We start from the raw sequence: 18971 nt of genomic DNA on the forward strand, positions 1-18971 counted from the left end.
CTTGCCTGGAGGGGGCTGCCTCGCGCTGCGCTCTGTGCGCCGTGAAGGGTCAGCTTGTGCGTCGATCTCGACAGGCAGCTTCCGGAGGATCGTTGATGAATCGAATTTTTAGGCGTGCGGTGCTCCTCGGCACCGTCGCGCTGACCGTCGTGGGGGCGGGCTGCGCCGAGGAGCGGCCGTCCATCAGAAGGGTGCAGAGCGATGCGCTCGCCAAGTCCTTCTTCGTTGGAGGGAACCTGAAAGACATCGTCGATGACCCCGAGTTCTACATGCGGGGTACGGTCGTCGACGTCGGGTACGGCGCAGCCCAAGATGGCCTCTTCACGTCGACCTATGCTCAGCCCGTCTCCCGGATCAAGTGGGAGATCACCGAGCACCAGCTCAACGCTCGGCTCGCTTACGAGCGCATCGAGGGGACCGACGGCAAGGGCAACAGCTACAACGGGCTCGCCAAGAAGACGACGAACGACGGCCAGATCGTCGCGAGCTACGCGATCGAGTCGCATTTCGACATCGTCCGCGAGTACAACCCGTCGACCGGCGAAGAGTCCAACGTCATCTCCGAGAACACGAGCGACCGGCTCTGGTACGAGCGCGAGTACTTCCGCGTCGACTGGTCGCGCAACCTGGCCACCGACGCCTACAATTTCGACACCCTGTCGCAGGTCGGCCTCTACGGAGGTGTCGAGTACGAGCCGCTCGCCTATTACGTCAGCGACCCCGCGTCCGCCGACGCTCCGCGGTTCGACGGCGAGAACGGCTACTTCGACGTCACGACGAAGGCGTTCGCCACGCCTGTCCTGCTCGACCTCTCGAGCCTCGGCTGGGGCATCGACAAGTTCCCGGCCTGCATGCTCCCGGGCGACTTCGCGGGCGGCACCGACCCGTACGGCAACTGCAACCCGGTCGAGATCACGATCCGGCAGTCGTTCAAGAAGGTGGTCGACAGCGACTACGAGCCGGTCGACGTCGACGGCGTGAGGTTCCAGGCGTTCGGCATCTTCACCGCCGATTCCCGCTACGGCTACGAGCGCAACTACGGGATCGTGGACAACCAGTGGCGGCGCTTCGCGGCCCGCTACAACCTCTGGGAGCGCAGCCACTTCTACGAGAACCCCGAGGCGATGGAGGGCGCGATCGCCTGCGCGACCTCGGAGGCGGCCCAGGCCGCCGATCCGAACCTCGACGAGGACGGGGACGGCACCGCGGACGCGTGCGCCGCGGCCGGCGCGGGCTCGCAGTGCGACGTGTACAAGCAGAAGTGCACGCTGCCCTACACGGAGCGCAAGGCCGTCGTCATCCCCTGGTACGTCGGCGGCAACACGTCGGAGGACATCTTCGAGGCGACCGAGTGGGCCACCGAGGAGTGGGATCTCGCGATGAAGACCGCGATCCAGACCTCGCGCCTCGTCGAGTGCCGGAAGACGGGCGGCCAGGACTGCGAGGCGAAGTTCCCGATGTGGAAGGGCCAGCAGGACGACATCGACGAGGCCGTCGCGCTCTCGCGCGCGCTGAACGCGTGCCGCCGCGAGCAGGGCTGGGACGCGCCGGCGTGCGACAACCAGGTCAAGCAGGCCGCGGAGCAGCTCGCTCAGCGGCGCGGCGGCGACCCGGCGACGCTCGCGATCGGGAGCGTCGTCACGCAGCCTTCGGTGATCGTGCTCTGCCACAACCCCGTCGTGGAGGGCGATCACCCCGCCTGCGGCGACACGAGCGTTCCCCTCGAGGAGCGCGTCGCCCCGCGGCTCGGCGACCTCCGCTACAACAGCGTGCTCATCGTCGAGAAGCCGCAGACCCCGTCGCCCTGGGGCATCATGGTCGACGCCGACGACCCGCTCACGGGCGAGAAGGTGGCCGCCAGCATCAACATCTGGAGCCACGTCACCGACTCCGCGGCGCAGCAGCTCGTCGACATCGTCCGCTACATCAACGGCGAGATCCCGACCGCCGATATCACCGACGGCAAGTACGTCCGCGACTGGGCGCAGGCGAGCCGCATGTCCGGCGGCGGCCAGGGGCCCACGATGACGAAGCAGGAGGTCACGTCGCGGCTCGCGAGCGCCACGAAGCTCGACGCCGAGGCGTACGCGGGCCTCGTCGCGCAGGGCGTCTCCCCCCAGCTCAAGGCGCTCATCGAGCCGATGAAGGCGAAGGTCGCCGACATCGCGGTGCGGGGCGACATCCCCTCCCCGCAACAGGCGGTCGTGGGCGCCCGCATGAAGGCCGCCCGGGGCAGCCTCGCCGAGTCGGAGCTCATGAACCCGGCGATGCTGAAGCGCGCGGGCGTCCCCGCCGGCCTGCCCATCGACGGCCCGCTCGCGGACGCGGCGTCGCCGTTCGCGATGAACAACCCGAAGATGCACTCGCAGCTCCGCCGCATGCACGACAACGCGCTCGCCGAGCGCGGCGCCTGCATCCTGCACGAGGCCCCCGAGGCCTCGGCGATGACGGGCCTCGCGGAGGCGCTCCGCGAGAAGTTCCCCGTCGGCGACGGCGAGACGGCCGACGAGAGGCGGGGGCGCTACGAGAAGATGTTCAAGTACATCCAGCGCCGCTACCAGTATGCGGTCATCGCGCACGAGATGGGGCACTCCATCGGCCTCCGGCACAACTTCGTGAGCAGCTACGCCTCGCTCTTCTTCCGGCCCCAGTACTGGCAGCTCAGGACGAAGAACGGAAAGGTCAAGGCGGAGTGCAAGGGTGAGGCGGACGAGAGCCCGGAGGCGTGCGTCGGCCCCCGCTACTTCGACGCGATCACCGACGAAGAGCAGAAGAACATGATCTGGATGTTCCAGCACTCCACGGTCATGGACTACCCGGGCGACGTCTCGCAGGACCTGGTGGGCCTGGGCGTCTACGACTTCGCCGCCGCGCGCTTCTTCTACGGCGACAACGTGAGCGTCTACGACAACGGCGACAGCAAATACCTCGCCGGCGGCAGGGTCGGCGGCGGGCTCCTCGCCGCGACGGACAACTTCGGCGGGCTGGCCGGCATCAAGTACGGCACGTTCGCGAAGGGCAACGCCACGAGCGCGCCCAGCGTCAACGACTTCCACTACTCCCAGCTGCAATCGCAGTACCAGGTCATCCGCGACTGCTACGACGTGGAGTCGACCCCGCCCGCGACGTGGAACGAGCAGCTCGACGGCAAGTGGCACCCGCTCCTCGACGGCGGCATCGTCACGGTCGGCGGGGAGACGAAGCGCTGCCGCCAGCAGCCTGTCGATTACGTCGGCTGGACGCAGCTGCGCAAGCCGCAGGACAGCGAGACCGCGATCGGCGGCTTCCGCGGCGGTCCGGCGGTCGACGCCAAGAGCCGCGTCCGCGTGCCGTACGGGTTCGCGACCGACAACTGGGCCGACACCGGCAACGTCTCGGTCTTCCGCCACGACAACGGCGCCGACCCGTACGAGCAGCTGATGTTCCTGATCACCACCCAGGAGAACAGGCACATCCTCGACAACTTCCGGCGCAACCGCACGACGTTCAGCGTCCGCGCCGCGGCGGATCGCTCCTACAGCCGCTACAACGAGAAGATGCTCGGCATCGCCGGCGGCATCGGGTTCTACGGGACGATCTACCAGGATCTCGCGACGAACCAGGGCCTGTCGTTCGACACGCTGTGGCCGCTCCTCATCGAGGGCAGCCTCCAGGAGAACGTCGTGGCCGCGACGGTGGCCTTCGATCACTTCGCGAGGCAGCTCGCCCGCCCGGAGGAGGGGCCGCACTACCTGCGCAACTGGGAGGCCGAAGATCGGCCCAACCCGTGGTCCGAGTGGAACGTCCTGCGCTCGAACAACGACGGCGACGACTACGGCGCCGGCGAGGACTTCAGCGGCTTCGGCGGCACGATCAACACCCCGGTGCTTGTGCAGATCCCGAACGGCTCGACCGGCTACCTGAAGGACGTCGGGTTCGGCGGTCACCCGCTCGAGAACAGGAACTCGGAGGACCACGGCGACTTCGACACCGACTACTCGTTCAACGCGGGCAGCTACTACGACAAGATCCACACGGCCATCCTGCTCTCCGAGTCGGAGGACCGGTTCGTGAGCCAGTCACGCCGCGACTTCTACGACGCCCGCTTCCGCGCGGTCGGCATGGCCGACGTGCTGCCCGAGGGCTACCGCCGCGTGCTCGCCAACGCCCTCACCGGCGACCGCTCGCTCCTCGCGCCTCGCCTCGAGGCCGGCGAGGACGGCCTCCCGTTGCTCGACAAGGAGAGCAAGGATCCCGACCCGCTGGCGAAGGAGTTCCCGGCGCGCGCGATGGGCTGGGTCAGCTGGTGGCCGAACGAGGGGCCGAAGGTCTGCTTCCCGACCGACGGGAAGAACCTTTGCACGAACTACACCGGCGGCGACTTCGACCCGGCCGTCGTGGACCGGACCATCGCGGTCGATCCGCAGATCGGCTGGGAGGTGCAGAAGTTCCTGATCGCGTGGACGCTCGCGAACATCCCCGCGAACGGCAAGACGAACTGGCTCGACATGATGCGTATCTACCGGCTCGGCAGCGACTCGGACCCGGGCATCGAGCAGCGCATCGAGTGGCAGGACCCGACGTCCGGGCAGATCTACTACGCCCGCACGTACGGAATGGAGTGCCTCTTCGGGGCCGGCAAGAGCAGGGCGGCCTGCGAGGACTCCGGCGGCAGGTGGGTGCAGAAGGGCATCGCGGCCCGCGTGCTCGAGTACGCCAACGCCCTCACCGCGAAGGGCTACCAGCTCGACCCGAGGCACGAGGCGCAGCCGGGCAACCCGGCGGACAGCATCCCTGCGGATCCCGCGTACGTCGGCGACTACGGCCCCGGCTTCAACAAGTACGGTCGCGCGATGATCACGTACCACCCGGACGGCACCGCGATCATCATCCCGGATCCGGCGATCAAGGACGTTCCCGCGGTCGGCGACCTCAAGGAGGTGCCGCCGTGCGATCAGAACGTCAACGCGAACTGCACCCAGCTCACCATCTACAAGAACCACTACGCGTACGAGCTGAAGGGCTACAAGTCGGTGCCTGACTACCTGCTCAAGATGATGGCCCAGTTCGGCCTCGCCGACCCGGAGCAGCTGGGCATCTTCCCCGACTGATCCGCGCCTCCCCACGCCGGGGCCCCGCGCCGGGGCCCCGCGCTCCTCTCTTCTTCGCCTCTCCCCCCCTCTCCCCTCCTAGGCGTTAACCAAGCTTCGCGCCGCGTTCTCCCACCATCCGAACGTTTACGTGGTCGTGAACGTTTACGTGGTCGTGAACGTTTACGTGGTCGTGAACGTTTACGTGGTCGTGAACGTGGTCGTGGTCGTGGCCGTGGTCGTTCACGGCCTGACGTTGACGACCACGACCACGACCACGACCACGACCACGACCACGATTACGATTACGTAAACGTTCACGTTGGTGACGCCCTGCGCGGCGCCGGACGGCCGCGACCCTACGGCCCGAGCTCGCCTTGCCGAGCCCACCCTGCTGCCATTGGAGGTCGCGCGGGCGCCAGGGCGGCACTACGCTCGCCATGGCGCTGCGCGCGCCGCGGCATGATCCCTTCCCCCGCCCTCCACGCCATCGCCCCGGCCCAGCGCTCGGACACGCGGGCCTTCGCGACCTACCTCATCGAGCATGTGGCCGAGTCCGGCCGCCGCGGAGTACCCCATTTCGCCGTCGCGACGTCGCTCAGCCGCGACGAGGTCGAGCACAGCGCGCGCGACCGCTGGGGCAAGGCGCTCGACGAGCCGCTCTGGGGGCGGGCCTGGCTGCTCCGGTCGAGCGAGCCGCGGGCGCGCGTCATCGGGCACATCGAGCTGCGCGGCGGCCGCGTCTGGTCCGAGGGCCACCGCGCCGTCGTCGCGATGGGCATCCTCGGCCCCCACACAGGGCAGGGCCACGGCCGGCGCCTGCTCGAGACCGCGATCGCCTGGGCCCGCGACGAGGCGGGCCTCGAGTACCTCGACCTCGGCGTCTTCGCCAACAACGAGCGCGCCAGGCGGCTCTACGCGGGCATGGGGTTCGTCCCGATCGGCACCCGGGAAGACGCGTTCCGGGTCGACGGCGCCATCCTCGATGACATCCAGATGACCCTCGCGCTCCGCTCTCCCGACCCGCGCGCGGTCGCCCCGCCGGAGCGCTGAGCCGCGGCCCGGGCGGCCCCCGGGGCCCGCCCGCGGCCGGCCCGTGCCCCGCACGAGCGCTGGACGCGCGCTGGAGGGTACCCGCCGCGGCGCAGATGCGTCATGAGGACAACGCCGTCCAGGCGCCCGTCCAGAGGCCCGGCCGTCGCCGGCCCGGATCGCCGGCGGCCGTCACCGCAGTCCATCGCCACCGAAAGCCACCATGCGCCGCTCGCCGCTCTTGCCGATCTTCCTGACCGTCTTCGTCGACGTCCTCGGCCTCACGCTCGTCCTCCCTCTCCTCCCGTTCTACGCCGAGCACTTCGGCGCCAGCGAGCTCGTGGTCGGCGTGCTCGCGGCGAGCTACGCGGTCTGCCAGCTCGTCTCCGGGCCGATCCTGGGCCGGATCTCCGACCGGGTGGGCCGCAAGCCGACGCTGCTCGCGAGCCAGACCGGCACGTTCATCGGGTTCCTGGTGCTCGGCTCGGCGAGCTCGCTCTGGATGCTCTTCCTCGGGAGGATCATCGACGGGCTCACGGCCGGGAACCTGACGATCGCACAGGCGTACATCAGCGACGTGACCCGGCCCGAGGAGCGCACCAAGGCGTTCGGCCTGATCGGCATCGCCTTCGGCTCCGGGTTCCTGCTCGGCCCGGCCATCACGGGGGAGCTCGCGAGCCGCTTCGGCTACGGCGCGCCGGCGTACGGCGCGGCCGCGCTGTCGCTCCTGTCGGTCCTCCTCACGGCCACGCTGCTCCCGGCGAAGCCGCCCTTGCCCGCGGCCCAGGAAGGGGCGGCCGCCGGGGCCGCCCGGCCGGCGTCGATGCGCCGCGGGGACGCCTTCCGCCGGTACTTCGACCGGCCGCTCCCGCGCCGCCGGCTGCTCGAGTTCTTCGCCTTCTCCCTCTCCTTCTCGACGCTCATCGGCGGCCTGGCGCTCTTCCTCGAGCGGCGCTTCGCGTTCGGCGTCAAGGAGACGGGCTACCTCTATGCCTTCTCCGGGCTCATCGGCGGCAGCATCCAGGGCGGCCTGATCGGCCGGCTGGCGAAGCGGTACGGCGAGGAGCGGCTCGCGCTGCTCGGCTTCGGCGCGATGGTGGTCGGCTACGGCCTGCTCGGCGTCGCGTACACCCTGCCCGTGCTGCTCACGCTCGTGGGGATCGCCGCGTTCGGCGCGGCGGTCGTGCGTCCGGCCGTCACCACGCTCCTCACGAAGAGCGTCGGCCGCGACGAGCAGGGCGCGGCGCTCGGCGTGAGCCAGTCGCTCGCGAGCATCTCGCAGATCATCGGCCCCATCGGCGCCGGCTGGCTGATCGAGCACCGCGCGCTCGCCGCGTACGGCCTGATGGCCGCGAGCTTCGCCGCCCTAGGCGTCCTCCTAGGCCTCCAGAAGATCCCCGTCAGCGAGCCGATCGAGCTCTGAGCGCGCGCCTGGTTCCGCGCAGAACCACATCGGTCTCCGCCCCCCTCTGCTATCTGCACAGCAGAGCGGCGGTCCCCCGCACAGGAGACGGGCCCAGATCGGCGTTTTCGGCGCGCAAGCGCACTCCGGTGCGCTGAGCACCGAAAACGCCGAGGTGGGCCCGTATCCGAAGCGGGTGACCGCCGCTCAGGCGCGCGCGCCCTTTACGAAGGGGAGCAGGGCGTCGACGAGCGGCGGCGTGGCGTCGTCGAGCCGACGGGGGTTATGCCAGGCGAACGGCTCGATGAGGCGCGACGGCCGAAGGCCGAGCTTGCCGCGCGAGCACTCCACGAGGAGCGACAGCGCCCCGTGGCGATCGTGGAGCCAGTCGATCTCCAGGCCCGCCTTGCGGACGCCCCAGGCGAAGCGGACGTAAGACATGGCGCGGTACGGCCTGCGGTCCGCGGCGCGCGCGACGCGCAGCGCGAAGGCGCGGTGCTCGGCGGCGTCGGCCACGGGCCAGAGGCTGTGCGCCGGCGGGTACAGCACGGCGCCGCCGGCGCTGTGCAGCGACAGGGCGCGGTCGATCCGGCGCGAAGACAGCGCGTGCGCGATGGCCTCCACCTCCGGCTCGCTGGCGGGGCGGCTGCCGGGCGAGAAGAGGAGCCCGATGAAGCGCTGGATGAGGCCGCGCTCGTACCATCCGGCGTCGAAGTTCCGGTTCAGGTCGACGCCCCGGGCATTGCCCCGCACGTAGCGGTGTCGCCCGGCGCGGAGGTTCATCTCGACGCGGAGGAGCCCGTCCGGGTTCACGATCGGGACGGCGAGGATCGACCGGCCGCCGAGGTCCTGGGTCGCGAGGCGATCGAGCAGCGCGAGGTGGGCCTCGATGCCGATCCACTCGAGGGGGTGGATCCCGGACAGGATCACCGTCGTCCGCACGCGCTCGCGCGACCCGGCTCCCGTCGAGGGGCGCAGGCTGGCGCGCTCGGCGCGTTCGGCCAGCGAAGCGATGGCGGCGTCGCTCGCCGCCGGATCGTCCGCGCCGCCCGGCGCGCGGCTGCCATCGGCATCCGCATCGGCATCCGGCGTGCCACTGAGATGGAGATCGGGATCGAGCGGGCGGAGCGAGACGCCGTTCGCGACGCTCCCTCCTCCGTGGCCGCTCGGCGCCAGGCGGCCCGCGGCTTGCTTCTCGGCGCGCACAGCGGGCAAGCTGGCTGCGCCGAGATGAACGGCGAGCAGCGGCTCGCCCCGGATCGAGCGCCCGATCAGCGTGACCTGCGCTCCGCGGTCGGCGAGCCGGTCGATCGCTTCCAGGAGCTCGCCGTACCCGCGGTAGGGACCGAGCCCTCGGCGAGCGAGCAGACGGGAGAGCGGCGCGCGTCGGTGTACAAAGAGGGCCGCCCTCAGGGCAGCCAGGCCTTGCTCTTCCGACGCCTGATCGGACTTCGGCATGCAGGGCTCACCTTTACCCTAGATGGCACGAACTATAGACCACCGGCCGCGCATTCGTGCGATCCGGACTAGGTCAAACCAGGGATTACCGTGGCAGCGGGCGCGCGTATGGAATTCGACGGCAGCGGGTGGGCGGAAGGACGTATCGAGCTGCTGCCTCCGAGCGAGGGCTGGTCGCTGCTCTCGCCGGAGCCCGAGGCGAGGATCGACGAGCACCGCTGGGCGCATCAGGCGCGCGTCTTCTTCGGAGCGGAGCTCACGCTCGTGCAGAAGAAGGCGTACCCGTCGGGGACCACGCCGATGGCCGACGCCGTCGAGGTGGACATCGCGCGCACCTCCTCTTCTTCGTCTTCCACGCCGCGCGCGGCGAGCCGCGTGCTCGTCATGACGGTGCCGCTGGATCGTGCGCCGCTCGTGCGAGCGGCGGCCGCGGCGGGGGTGCAGGCGATCGGCGGGCGCGGGTTCGACGCGCTGCTCGCGCGGGCGCGGCGGGTCTGGCAGGTGCGAGAGCCGCCGATCGCCGGCGACGACGCGCGAGCGCCGCTGGTCGTCACCGCGGTGCTCGCGGCCGTGCTGCTCGCGCCCGTGGTGCCGCCCGGCGAAGCGACGATCTTCGGGGTGAAGGGGGCCAGGGAGCGGCTGCAGCGGCTCGGCTGGTGACGGGGCGGCGCGGCGCTCGTTCGACCGGGCGGGCCCCTGCGATGCGGCGAGGCGATCACGGCTCCGCGCGCTCACCGCGCGGCGCGGCGGGCCGCGAGCCCGAGCGCGACGAGCGTCGCGACGTACGGCAGGAGCTGCACCAGATCGCCCGCGCGCGACGCCCCCCGCGCCGCGGACTGGAGCGCGATCTGCAGCGCCTCCAGCGCGCCGAACAGGAGGCACGCGAGCGCCGCGCGGCCGGCGCGGAGGCCGCTCACGACGACGGCCGCGAGCGCGATGAAGCCGCGGCCGTTCGACATGCCGGAGTCGAAGCGGCGCTGGTCGTACGCGAGGTGCGCGCCGCCGATCGCGCAGATCGCGCCGGACAGCGCGAGCGCGGCGCAGCGGACGCGGGTCACGGGGACGCCCGCCGCCGCGGCCGCGGCCGGGTTCTCGCCCGCGGCGCGCACCCGGAGCCCGAAGCGGGTGCGGGCGATCCAGAGCGGCGTCGCCGCGATCGCGAGCGCCGCCGCGATCGAGACCGGATCGAGGAGCACGCGCGCGAGCAGCGCCGCGCCGCTCTTCCCGGTCGGACCGGCGCGGAAGCCCTCGATCGAGGGGGAGCTCGAGGCGCTGTCGTACAGCCCGCGCAGGAGGAGGCGCGTTCCGGCGTAGGCGAGCAGGTTCATCGCGATGCCGCTGACGACGGGGTCGACGCGGGCGCGCTCGACGAGCAGGGCGTGGCCGAGCGAGAGGGCCGCGCCCGCGGCGATCGCGGCAGCGAGGCCCGTGGCCGCGCTGCCGGTCGCGTGGGCGACCGCCACCGAGGTGAACGCGGCGGCGAGCAGCACCCCCTCCAGGCCGATCTGGACGATGCCCGAGCGCTCCGCCCAGATGCCGCCGATCGCCGCGCAGGCGTACGGCGCGGCGATCCGCAGCGTCTCGGCGAACATCACCAGGGCGGAGGCGCTCACGGAGGCGCCTCCCCGGAGCGGCCCCCGCGCGCCGTGGCGGAGGCGACGAGGACGATGGCCAGCGCCTCCAGCACGTCCATCGCCTCCTTCGGCACGCGCGCGTTGATGGCGAGGCCGGCCTGATTGAGGGTGCCGAAGAGCACGGCGGCAAGGACGAGCCCGAGCGGCGTCCCGCGGCCGAGCAGCGCGACCGGGATGCCGGCGAAGCCCGCGCCCGCGCCGAGGCCGACCTCGTAGTACCCCTTGTAGCCGAGCGTCGTCGCGGTCATGGCGGCGCCCGCCACGGCGCCGGCGGCGAGCATCGCCTCGAGGCGCCGGCGCGGCACGTCGATGCCCTCCGCGCGCGCGACCTCGGCGCCCTGCCCCACGAAGCGCGCCTCGCGGCCCGCGCGGCTCCGCGACAGCGCGCGGTGCGCCGCGAACGCGAGCGCCACCGCGAGGAGGAAGGCGACGCTCGCGGCGCTGCCGTGCAGCGCGGGGACGAGGCGCTCGAGCCGGGGCAGCCTCGCCGCGGGGATCGCGTCCGCGGTGCGCATCGCGGCCCTGCTGAAGACCGACGCGAGCAGCCACGGCGCGAGCACGTCGGCGATGCGGTTCATCATGATCCCGCTGATGATCTCGTGGGCCCCGAGGCGCGCGCGCAGGACCGCCGGGACGAGCGCGACGGCGGCGCCCGTGGCCGTGGCGCACGCGATCGACGCCGGGACGGCGACGAGCCACGGCGTGCGCGCAGGGAGCTCGGCCGCGACCACGGCGCCCGCGAGGCTCGCCATCGTCACCTGCCCCTCGGCGCCGATGTTGAAGAGGCCCGCGCGGAGCGCGATCGAGAAGGAGAGCCCGGTGAAGAGGAGCGGGGTCGCCTTGAAGAGCACCTGGCCGACGCCGTACGGGGTGCCCCACGTGCCCTCGAAGGCGCGGCGCAGCGTCGACACGGGCGCCTCGCCGAAGCCGAACGAGATGAGGTTCAGGGCGAGGAGGATGCCCCCGAGCACGAGCGCCGCGGGGAGGGCGGCCCCCTGGAGGTCGCGCAGGCGGCGCCGCCAGCGCGCGGGGCCGGGCCGCTCGCCGGCCGGGCTCACGCCGCCTCCACGCCGAGCATCGCGCGCCCGATCTGCTCGTCGGAGCACGCGGGCGGGAGCGTCGCGACGATCCTGCCCTTGCGCATCACGAAGATCCGGTGGCAGAGCCGCCGGAGCTCGCCGAGATCCGCGCTGATCACGAGGACCGCGAGCCCCGCCCTGGCGGCCTCGGCGATGGCCCCGTGGATCACGGCGGCGGCGCCGACGTCGACGCCCCGGGTCGGCTGGGCGAAGATCGCAGCCGCGCGGCGCGGCGCCCGGGTGGCCTCGCCCGGGCCGGGCGCGGCCTCGCCCGGGCCGGGCGCCGCCAGCGCGACGCGATCGAGCGCCCGCGCGACGACGATCTTCTGCTGGTTGCCGCCGGAGAGCTCGCCCGCGAGGCGGGACGGATCGGGCGGCACGACGCCGAAGCGGGCGATGCGGCGCGCGATGAGGGCCACCTCGGCGTCGCGCCCCCGGGCGCCGCGCGGCAGCGCGGCGAGGTCGCCGAGGACGAGGTTGTCGCCGACCGACGCGTCGAGGAGCAGCCCCTCGGCGTGGCGATCCTCGTGGACCACGCCGAGGCAGGCCCGTCGCGCGGCGATGCCCCACGAGGAGAGCTCGACCCCGCCAACGGTGACGCGGCCGGCCGCGCGCGGCTCCATCCCGGCGAGGGCGCGCACGAGCTCGCGCTGGCCGTTGCCCTCGACGCCCGCCACGCCGGCGATCTCCCCTGCGCGCACCGTGAGGGTCACGCCGTCGAGCAGGCGCTGGCCGCCGGCGCCGGCCACGGTCAGCCCCGCGATCTCGAGCGCCGCGGGCGCGTCTTCTGGCAGCGGCGGCCGCTCGACCGGAGGCGGCGGCTCGCCGCCCATGATCGCGCGGGTGAGCTCTCCCTCGGCGTCCGTGGACCAGCCGATCGCGGGCCGCGAGAGCACCACCTGCCCGCGGCGCATCACGGTGACGTGGTCCGCGAACCGGATCACCTCGTCGAGCCGGTGGGTCACGACCGCGACCGTGTGGCCCTCGCGCACGAGGCGCCGGAGGGTCGCATACAGCGCGTCGGCCTCCAGCGGGGAGAGCACGGCCGTCGGCTCGTCGAGCAGGATCGCCCGGGCGCCGCGGTAGAGCACCCGCAGGATCTCGAGCTTCTGCCGTTCGCCCACGGTGAGCGACGAGGTGATGGCGTCGAGCGGGATCTCGAGCCCCGCGGCCTGCATGAGCGCGCGGGCGCGGGCGCGGGCGCCGGCGAGGTCGATCCGCCCGCCTCGGAGCACGGGCTCGCAGCCGAGCACGACGTTCTCGAGGGCAAGGAAGCTCCCGACGAGCATGAAGTGCTGGTGGACCATGCCCACGCCGCGGCGGGCGGCCTCGGCGGGCGTCGCCGGCCGGAGCGCGGCGCCGTCGACGCGGACGACGCCGGCGTCGGGCGCGAGCACGCCGGCCGAGAGCTTGAGGAGCGTGGACTTGCCGGCGCCGTTCTCGCCGATGATCGCGTGGAGCGCGCCGGGCGCGAGGTGGAGCGAGGCGGCGCGCACGGCGATCTGCGCGCCAAAGCTGCGGCTCACGCGGTCGAGCTCGATCGCCGCGCCGCCGTGGGCGAGCGGCGAGGGCATTGCAGGAACGGGCGGCGCGGGCATCCCGGGGGCCGGCGGGGCCGTCATGAAGCGGGGCTCCGCGGCGAGGGCGGTCGAGCGAGGGCGGGGCGGCGCTGGGCGACCACGCCGGGGATCAAGCGGCCCGACCTGTCGTGGCGCCAGTCGCGCCGGCGCTCCTTGGGCGTCCGGGCTCGCCGGAGGGGCGCCGCCGAGGACGGCGCGGCGCGCCCGCCCTCGGCCGCCTGGCGAGGGAGATCTCGCGCGGCGCTCTGAGGTGCCTGCTCGTCGGGCGCCTGTACTAGCGTGCGCGCCCGTGCGCTCCCGCTTCCCGCTCGTGGCCGCCCTGTTCTTCGTCTCCGGCGCGACCGGCCTCCTCTACGAGGTCGCCTTCTCCAAGCTGCTCGCCTACGTCTTCGGCGCCACCGCGTATGCCGTGAGCACGGTCCTCGCCGCCTTCATGGGCGGCCTCGCCCTCGGCGCGCACCTCGGCGGCCGCCACGCCGCGTCCGCGCGCCGCCCGCTCGTCGTCTACGGCGCGCTCGAGGCGATCGTCGGCGCGATCTGCGCCGTCTCGCCGTTCCTGTTCGAGGCGCTGACCTCGGCCTACGTCGCCGTCGCCCGCGCCGCGCCCGACTCGCTCGCGCTGCTCACCGCGGCGCGCGCCGCGCTGACCGCGCTCGTGGTCGTCGTCCCCACGGTCGCGATGGGCGCCACGCTCCCGGTGCTCTCGCGCATCCTCCGCGCCGGCGCCGCGGCGGACGGCGGCGCGCCCCCCGCCGAGCACGACGCCGCGCGCCGCCTGGCTTCGCTCTACGCCATCAACACGGCGGGCGGCGCGGCCGGCGCGCTCTCCGGCGCCTACGTGGTCCTCCCGCACCTCGGCATCCGGGGCGCGCTCTGGTCCGCGGCGATCGCCAACGTCGCCCTCGGCGTCATCGCGATCTCCGCCGGGCTGCGCGGCCCGGCGCCCGCTGCCGCCCCCGAGGCGCGCTTCCCGGAGGTGCGCTCCCCCGAGGCCCGCTCCGCGGACGCCCCGCTCGCCGCCTCCACCGACCGGGCCGAACCGCCGTTCCTGCTCCTGCTCGCGTTCGCGTCGGGCTTCCTGGTCTTCGCCGCCGAGGTGGTCCAGACGCACCTGCTCGCGCTGCTCATCGGCAACAGCGCCTACGCCTTCGGGCTGATGCTCGCCGTCTTTCTCGTCTGCCTCGCGGCCGGCGCCGCGCGCTCGCCTGCCCTCGCGCGCCGCCACGGCGAGGGCGCGCTCTCCCGGGGGCTCGCCGCCGCCGCGCTCTCGCTCGCCGCCACCGTCCCGCTCTGGGACCAGCTCCCGCGGCTCTTCGCCTTCGCCGGCAAGCACGTCGACGGGTGGGCCGGCCGCGAGGCGTGCCGCGCGCTCGCCGCCCTCGCCATCCTCGCGCTGCCCACGCTCTGCATGGGCACCACCTTCCCCCTGCTCCTCGCGCGCGCCGCCGCGCACGCCGACGTCGCCGCGCGCGTCGGCAGGCTGACCTCCGCGAACACCCTGGGCACGATCGCCGGCTCCATCGTCACCGGCTACCTCATCCTGCCCGCGCTCGGCTCCGAGCGCGCGCTCCTGGCGATCGCGCTCGCCTTCGCCCTCACGGCCGTCCTCGCCGCCGCGCGCGCCGGCGCGGAGCTCCCCCGCGCCCTCGCGCTGGCCGCCGCGGCGGGGGCGCTCGCCGTGCTCGCGCCCCGCTGGGACATGGCCCGCCTCACGAGCGGCGCGAACGTCTACTTCGCCATGGGGCCGCGCCCCGAGCGCATCGACTTCGTGCGCGAGGACGTGCACGGCGGCGTCACCACGGTCGCGCGCCTCGCCGGCGTCACGACCATGTACACGAACGGCAAGTTCCAGGGCGACGACGGCCCCGAGATGACGGCGCAGCGGCGGTTCGCGCACTTCCCGTCGCTCTTCCTCCGCGACACGCGCGCCGCGCTCGTCATCGGCCTGGGCACCGGCACGACGACCGGCACCATCGCGGCCTACCCCTTCGAGCGCATCGACGTCGCCGAGATCTCGCCCGCGATCGTCGAGGCGTCGCGGCGCTTCTTCGCCGGCCCGAGCCTTCGCGCGCTCGACGATCCCCGCGTCCGCCTCTCGCTCAACGACGGCAGGAACGAGCTGCTCGTCGCCGCCCCGGGCCGCTACGATCTCATCGCCATCGAGCTCACCAGCGTCTGGTTCGCGGGCGCCGCGAGCCTCTACAGCCACGAGTTCTACGAGCTCGCCCGGTCCCGGCTCACCGAGGGCGGCGTCCTGCAGCAATGGGTGCAGCTCCACCACATCCGGCGGCGCGAGCTCGCCGTCGTCGTGCGGACGATGCGCAGCGCGTTCCCGCACGTCGCGCTGTTCGTGGGCGGCGCGCAGGGCATCCTCGTCGCGAGCGGCGCGCCGCTCGTCGCCTCGGGGGCGCGCCTCGCCGGGCTCGACGCGCGCCCGTCGCTCCAGGCGACGCTCGCCGGCGCGCGGCTCGAGGACCTCCTCGACGCCCTCGTGGCCTCGGACGACGATCTCGACCGCCTCGTCGCCGATGCGGCCGAGGACGGCGGGCCGATCGTGTCCACGGACGACAACCTCTACCTCGAGTACGCCACGCCGAAGGGGAACGTGCTCCCGTACGGCGCGTCGCTCGACGCGACGCTCGCGCTCCTCGAGCGTTACCGGACGCGGTCGCCGCGCGCGCGGCACCTCGCGCCCTGAGGTCGCTCAGCCCCCCGCGGGCGCCTCGCCCGGAGGTCGCTCAGCCCCCGCCCGCGGGCGCCGCGCCGCCCTTCGCGGGCGCGCTCTCCTTGGCCGGCGCGCTCGGCGCCGGGGGCTCACCCTCCTGCGCTTCCGACGTGGCCCGCGGCTTGACCGGCACCGGCTTGATCTCGTCGCCCGTCGCCACGAAGCCCTTGCGGGGCGGGGGCGCCTTGAGCTGCGCGGCCTGCGCCGCGCGCTGCTTGCGCTGCTCGAGGCTCAGCACCTCCAGCGCCAGGCCGCCCCTGTACGGGTCCTGCCCCAGGAAGGGGCGCCCGTTCACCTCGGCCACGTGGAACTCGACCCGCCGGTTCTCGCTGCGGCCTGCCGCGATCTCGTTCGGCCCGAGCGGGCGCGACTCGCCGAAGCCGACCGCGATCAGCCGGTCGCTCTCGACCTCGTGATCGACCAGCCAGTCGGCGACCGCGAGGGCGCGCCGCGCGCTGAGCGACTGGTTGTGCTCCTCGCTCGACTGCGCGTCCGTGTGCCCCTCGATCCGCAGCCGCGTCACCTCGGGGTGCTCCTTGATGAACTGGAGCAGCGTCTCCAGCGTCTTCTCGCTGCCCGGCCGGAGGGTCGCCTTGTTCGTGTCGAAGACGATCTTGCCCTCGATGTAGACCTGGCTCTCCCCGTCCTGCTCCGACCAGGGCTTCTCCGGGTACCATCGCGGGAGCGCGCGCTGGTCCTCGGCGCGCGGCAGCTCCCGCGGCGGCAGCCGGTTGTCGCTGCACCCCTGGCCAGCGAACGCGGCGGCCGCGAGCGCCGCCGCGAGCGCGAACGGCAGGGAGGTGCGGGCGGCCTGCTTCCTCTTCGGGTCCATCTCGCCCTGCAGCGTGTCAGAACCGGCGCTCGGACCGCAAGTAACCTGGCGGACGCCGGGCCGGCCGGCGCGGAACGCGGCTTGTGGTAAAGGGAGGATCGCCATGTCCGCGCTGTCGTCCACGCCCGAGGGCTCGCCGATCGATCCCAAGCTCGCCGGGCTGCGCGCCCGGCTCCGGGAGCTCGGCTCGGTCCTCGTCTGCTACTCCGGCGGGGTCGACAGCGCCTTCGTCCTCGCGGTCGCGCACCAGGAGCTCGGCCCGAGGGCCGTCGGGATGACCGCGGTCTCTCCGAGCCTCGCGCCGGCCGAGAAGGAAGAGGCCACCTCGATCGCCCGGCTGATCGGCGCCGACCACCGGCTCGTCGAGTCGTCCGAGATCGACGATCCGCGCTACGTCGCGAACAACCCGGATCGCTGCTTCCACTGCAAGAGCGAGCTCTACCGGATCGCCGCGCGAAAGCGATCCGAGTGGGCGATCGCGGCGATCGTGAACGGCACCAACACCGACGACCTCGGCGACTACCGCCCCGGGCTGGAGGCGGCGCGGGAGGCGGGCGTGCTGAGCCCCCTCGTCGAGCTCGGCTTCAGCAAGGCCGACGTGCGCGCCGGTGCGGCGCGCGTCGGCCTGCCGATCTGGGACAAGCCGGCCGCGGCCTGCCTCTCCAGCCGGATCCCTTACGGGACCAGCGTCACGCGCGAGCGTCTCGCGCAGATCGGCGGCTTCGAGGCGGCGCTGCGCGGCCTCGGCTTCCGCCAGGTCCGCGTCCGCTACCACGACGACCTCGCGCGCATCGAGCTCGACGCGGGCGAGCTCGCGCGCGCCGCCGAGCCGCCCGTGCGCGCCGAGATCGTGGCCGCCGGCAAGCGGCACGGCTTCCGTTACGTGACGCTCGACCTCGGCGGGTACCGGACCGGCAGCCACAACGAGGTCCTCGTCGGCCGCGCCCTCAAGATCGTGAGCTGATCCCGGTGGCGACGCGGAGCGGTGTGCAACGTTCGTGTCGAGCTCGAGATCCACGGCGAAGGAAAGCCAGGACACGCTACCCGCCATCAGGACACGCTACCCGCCATCAGGACACGCTACCCGCCATCAGGACACGCTACCCGCCCATCAGGACACGCTACCCGCCCATCAGGACACGCTACCCGCCCATCAGGACACGCCACACGCTCATCAGGACACGCCGCGCCCCATCAGGACACGCCCCCACCCCGCGTGCGCGCCGAGTCGCGCTGCCCGGCGCGCCGCTCGGCCGCGCGGCCTCACACGAGCGACGAGCGCGCGACCTTGGCGCGCTCGTCGCGCTCCTTCAGGTGCTCCAGGATGATCACCGCCGTCTCCTCGATGGCGCGCCGGGTGACGTCGACCACCGGCCACTCCGGGTGCGCGGCGAAGAGACGGTTCGCGTAGTCCAGCTCCTGCCGGACGTGCTCGCGCATCGCGTAGTTGGTCTCGGAGGGCATCCCGAGCTGGCGCAGCCGCGCCTGCCGGATCTCGCAGAGCTGATCGATCCCGATGGTCAGGCCGATGACCCGATCCTGCGGAGCCTCCATCAGCTCGAGCGGCGGCGGGACGCCGAGCACCAGGGGGAGGTTCGCGACCTTGAGGCCGCGCTGCGCGAGCAGCGTCGACAGCGGCGTCTTCGATGTGCGCGAGACGCCGACGAGCACGATGTCGGCCCGCCTGAAGTTCCGCGGCTCCTTGCCGTCGTCGCTCTTCACCGCGAACTCCACCGCCTCGATGCGCCGGAAGTACTCCTCGCTCAGCGGGAGCATCGCGCTCGGCAGGTTGATCGGCTCCCGGTCGAGGAAGGTGCCGAGCCGGACGATGAGCGAGCCGATCAGATCGATCGCCTCGATGTTCAGCTCGGCGGTGGACGCGTGCACGAACTCGCGCAGCTCGGGGCTGACCACGGTGAACACGACGAGCGCGCCCTCCCGGGCCGCGCGCTCGAGCACCGGCCGCGCGACCTCCGGCGTGCGCACCCGGGTGTGGAGTCGGATCTGCACCCCCGCGTCCGGGTACTGGAGGAGCGCGGCGCGCACGGCCTTCTCCGCCGTCTCTCCGGTGGAGTCGCTCAGGACGTCGATGAACTTCGCCTTGTCCATGTCCCATCCCTCCGTCGCCATGTCGGCTCAGGCGCTCGAGGCAGGGCCCGT

13 protein-coding genes are annotated in these 18971 nt (G+C 73.0%); 7 read left to right on the forward strand and 6 right to left on the reverse strand.

The features are described from left to right. Window positions 1–95 precede the first annotated feature (95 nt). From WMF14_RS32275 to WMF14_RS32290, 4 genes are all read left to right on the forward strand, one after another. On the forward strand, window positions 96–5090 hold the full coding sequence (locus WMF14_RS32275; protein ID WP_437792491.1) for a zinc-dependent metalloprotease: 4995 nt from the start codon (window positions 96–98) through the stop codon (window positions 5088–5090). Window positions 5091–5226: 136 nt separating this feature from the next. Then, the gene (locus WMF14_RS32280) at window positions 5227–5382 is read left to right on the forward strand and encodes a hypothetical protein (RefSeq protein WP_437792493.1); all 156 of its coding nucleotides are present in this window, start codon (window positions 5227–5229) and stop codon (window positions 5380–5382) included. A gap of 149 nt (window positions 5383–5531) precedes the next feature. Next, complete coding sequence (locus tag WMF14_RS32285; protein ID WP_437792496.1) at window positions 5532–6122, forward strand: N-acetyltransferase family protein; 591 nt, start codon at window positions 5532–5534, stop codon at window positions 6120–6122. Between the two features lie 202 nt (window positions 6123–6324). Beyond that, window positions 6325–7524: an MFS transporter gene (locus WMF14_RS32290; RefSeq protein ID WP_437792499.1), complete on the forward strand. Its 1200-nt coding sequence runs from the start codon at window positions 6325–6327 to the stop codon at window positions 7522–7524. Window positions 7525–7710: 186 nt separating this feature from the next. Here the strand turns inward: WMF14_RS32290 and WMF14_RS32295 are convergent, their stop codons facing one another. Beyond that, entirely contained in the window at window positions 7711–8961 is a 1251-nt protein-coding gene (locus WMF14_RS32295; protein WP_437792502.1) for a M14 family metallopeptidase, read from the reverse strand. 108 nt (window positions 8962–9069) lie between these two features. On the opposite strand from WMF14_RS32295, the gene WMF14_RS32300 reads away from it, so the two are divergent. Further along, window positions 9070–9621, forward strand: a complete 552-nt coding sequence (locus tag WMF14_RS32300) for a hypothetical protein (RefSeq protein ID WP_437792505.1) — start codon at window positions 9070–9072, stop codon at window positions 9619–9621. Between the two features lie 71 nt (window positions 9622–9692). Here the strand turns inward: WMF14_RS32300 and WMF14_RS32305 are convergent, their stop codons facing one another. The 3 genes from WMF14_RS32305 to WMF14_RS32315 are packed head-to-tail and all read right to left on the reverse strand — an operon-like array spanning window position 9693 to window position 13296. Further along, the gene (locus tag WMF14_RS32305; protein WP_272094776.1) at window positions 9693–10574 is read right to left on the reverse strand and encodes an ABC transporter permease; all 882 of its coding nucleotides are present in this window, start codon (window positions 10572–10574) and stop codon (window positions 9693–9695) included. Then, window positions 10571–11653, reverse strand: a complete 1083-nt coding sequence (locus tag WMF14_RS32310) for an ABC transporter permease (RefSeq protein WP_437792508.1) — start codon at window positions 11651–11653, stop codon at window positions 10571–10573. The genes WMF14_RS32305 and WMF14_RS32310 overlap by 4 nt, the downstream gene beginning before the upstream one ends. Continuing rightward, on the reverse strand, window positions 11650–13296 hold the full coding sequence (locus WMF14_RS32315; RefSeq protein WP_437792510.1) for an ABC transporter ATP-binding protein: 1647 nt from the start codon (window positions 13294–13296) through the stop codon (window positions 11650–11652). The genes WMF14_RS32310 and WMF14_RS32315 overlap by 4 nt, the downstream gene beginning before the upstream one ends. Window positions 13297–13543: 247 nt before the next feature. Between WMF14_RS32315 and WMF14_RS32320 the strand changes: the two genes are divergently transcribed. After that, window positions 13544–15952, forward strand: a complete 2409-nt coding sequence (locus WMF14_RS32320) for a fused MFS/spermidine synthase (protein ID WP_437792512.1) — start codon at window positions 13544–13546, stop codon at window positions 15950–15952. Between the two features lie 40 nt (window positions 15953–15992). Here WMF14_RS32320 and WMF14_RS32325 read toward each other — a convergent pair whose 3' ends face one another. After that, the gene (locus tag WMF14_RS32325) at window positions 15993–16811 is read right to left on the reverse strand and encodes an OmpA family protein (RefSeq protein WP_437792514.1); all 819 of its coding nucleotides are present in this window, start codon (window positions 16809–16811) and stop codon (window positions 15993–15995) included. A 103-nt stretch (window positions 16812–16914) separates the two neighbouring features. Here WMF14_RS32325 and larE point away from each other — a divergent pair, with 103 nt between their 5' ends. Further along, window positions 16915–17775 (forward strand): ATP-dependent sacrificial sulfur transferase LarE, encoded by an 861-nt coding sequence (larE, locus tag WMF14_RS32330; RefSeq protein WP_437792517.1) that lies wholly within the window; start codon window positions 16915–16917, stop codon window positions 17773–17775. Between the two features lie 299 nt (window positions 17776–18074). Here larE and WMF14_RS32335 read toward each other — a convergent pair whose 3' ends face one another. After that, a complete protein-coding gene (locus WMF14_RS32335; protein ID WP_437792520.1) occupies window positions 18075–18941 on the reverse strand; it encodes a pyruvate, water dikinase regulatory protein in 867 nt (288 codons plus the stop codon). Window positions 18942–18971 lie beyond the last annotated feature (30 nt).

This window comes from Sorangium sp. So ce693, from assembly GCF_051521375.1.
GTDB classification, from domain to species: Bacteria; Myxococcota_A; Polyangia; order Polyangiales; family Polyangiaceae; genus Sorangium; species Sorangium atrum.

Coding starts and splice junctions, on each gene's coding strand:
- WMF14_RS32275 (WP_437792491.1), top strand. CDS start 96: ATGAATCGAATTTTTAGGCGTGCGGTGCTCCTCGGCACCGTCGCGCTG.
- WMF14_RS32285 (WP_437792496.1), top strand. CDS start 5,532: ATGATCCCTTCCCCCGCCCTCCACGCCATCGCCCCGGCCCAGCGCTCG.
- WMF14_RS32290 (WP_437792499.1), top strand. CDS start 6,325: ATGCGCCGCTCGCCGCTCTTGCCGATCTTCCTGACCGTCTTCGTCGAC.
- WMF14_RS32295 (WP_437792502.1), bottom strand. CDS start 8,961: ATGCCGAAGTCCGATCAGGCGTCGGAAGAGCAAGGCCTGGCTGCCCTG.
- WMF14_RS32300 (WP_437792505.1), top strand. CDS start 9,070: ATGGAATTCGACGGCAGCGGGTGGGCGGAAGGACGTATCGAGCTGCTG.
- WMF14_RS32315 (WP_437792510.1), bottom strand. CDS start 13,296: ATGACGGCCCCGCCGGCCCCCGGGATGCCCGCGCCGCCCGTTCCTGCA.
- WMF14_RS32325 (WP_437792514.1), bottom strand. CDS start 16,811: ATGGACCCGAAGAGGAAGCAGGCCGCCCGCACCTCCCTGCCGTTCGCG.
- larE (WP_437792517.1), top strand. CDS start 16,915: ATGTCCGCGCTGTCGTCCACGCCCGAGGGCTCGCCGATCGATCCCAAG.
- WMF14_RS32335 (WP_437792520.1), bottom strand. CDS start 18,941: ATGGCGACGGAGGGATGGGACATGGACAAGGCGAAGTTCATCGACGTC.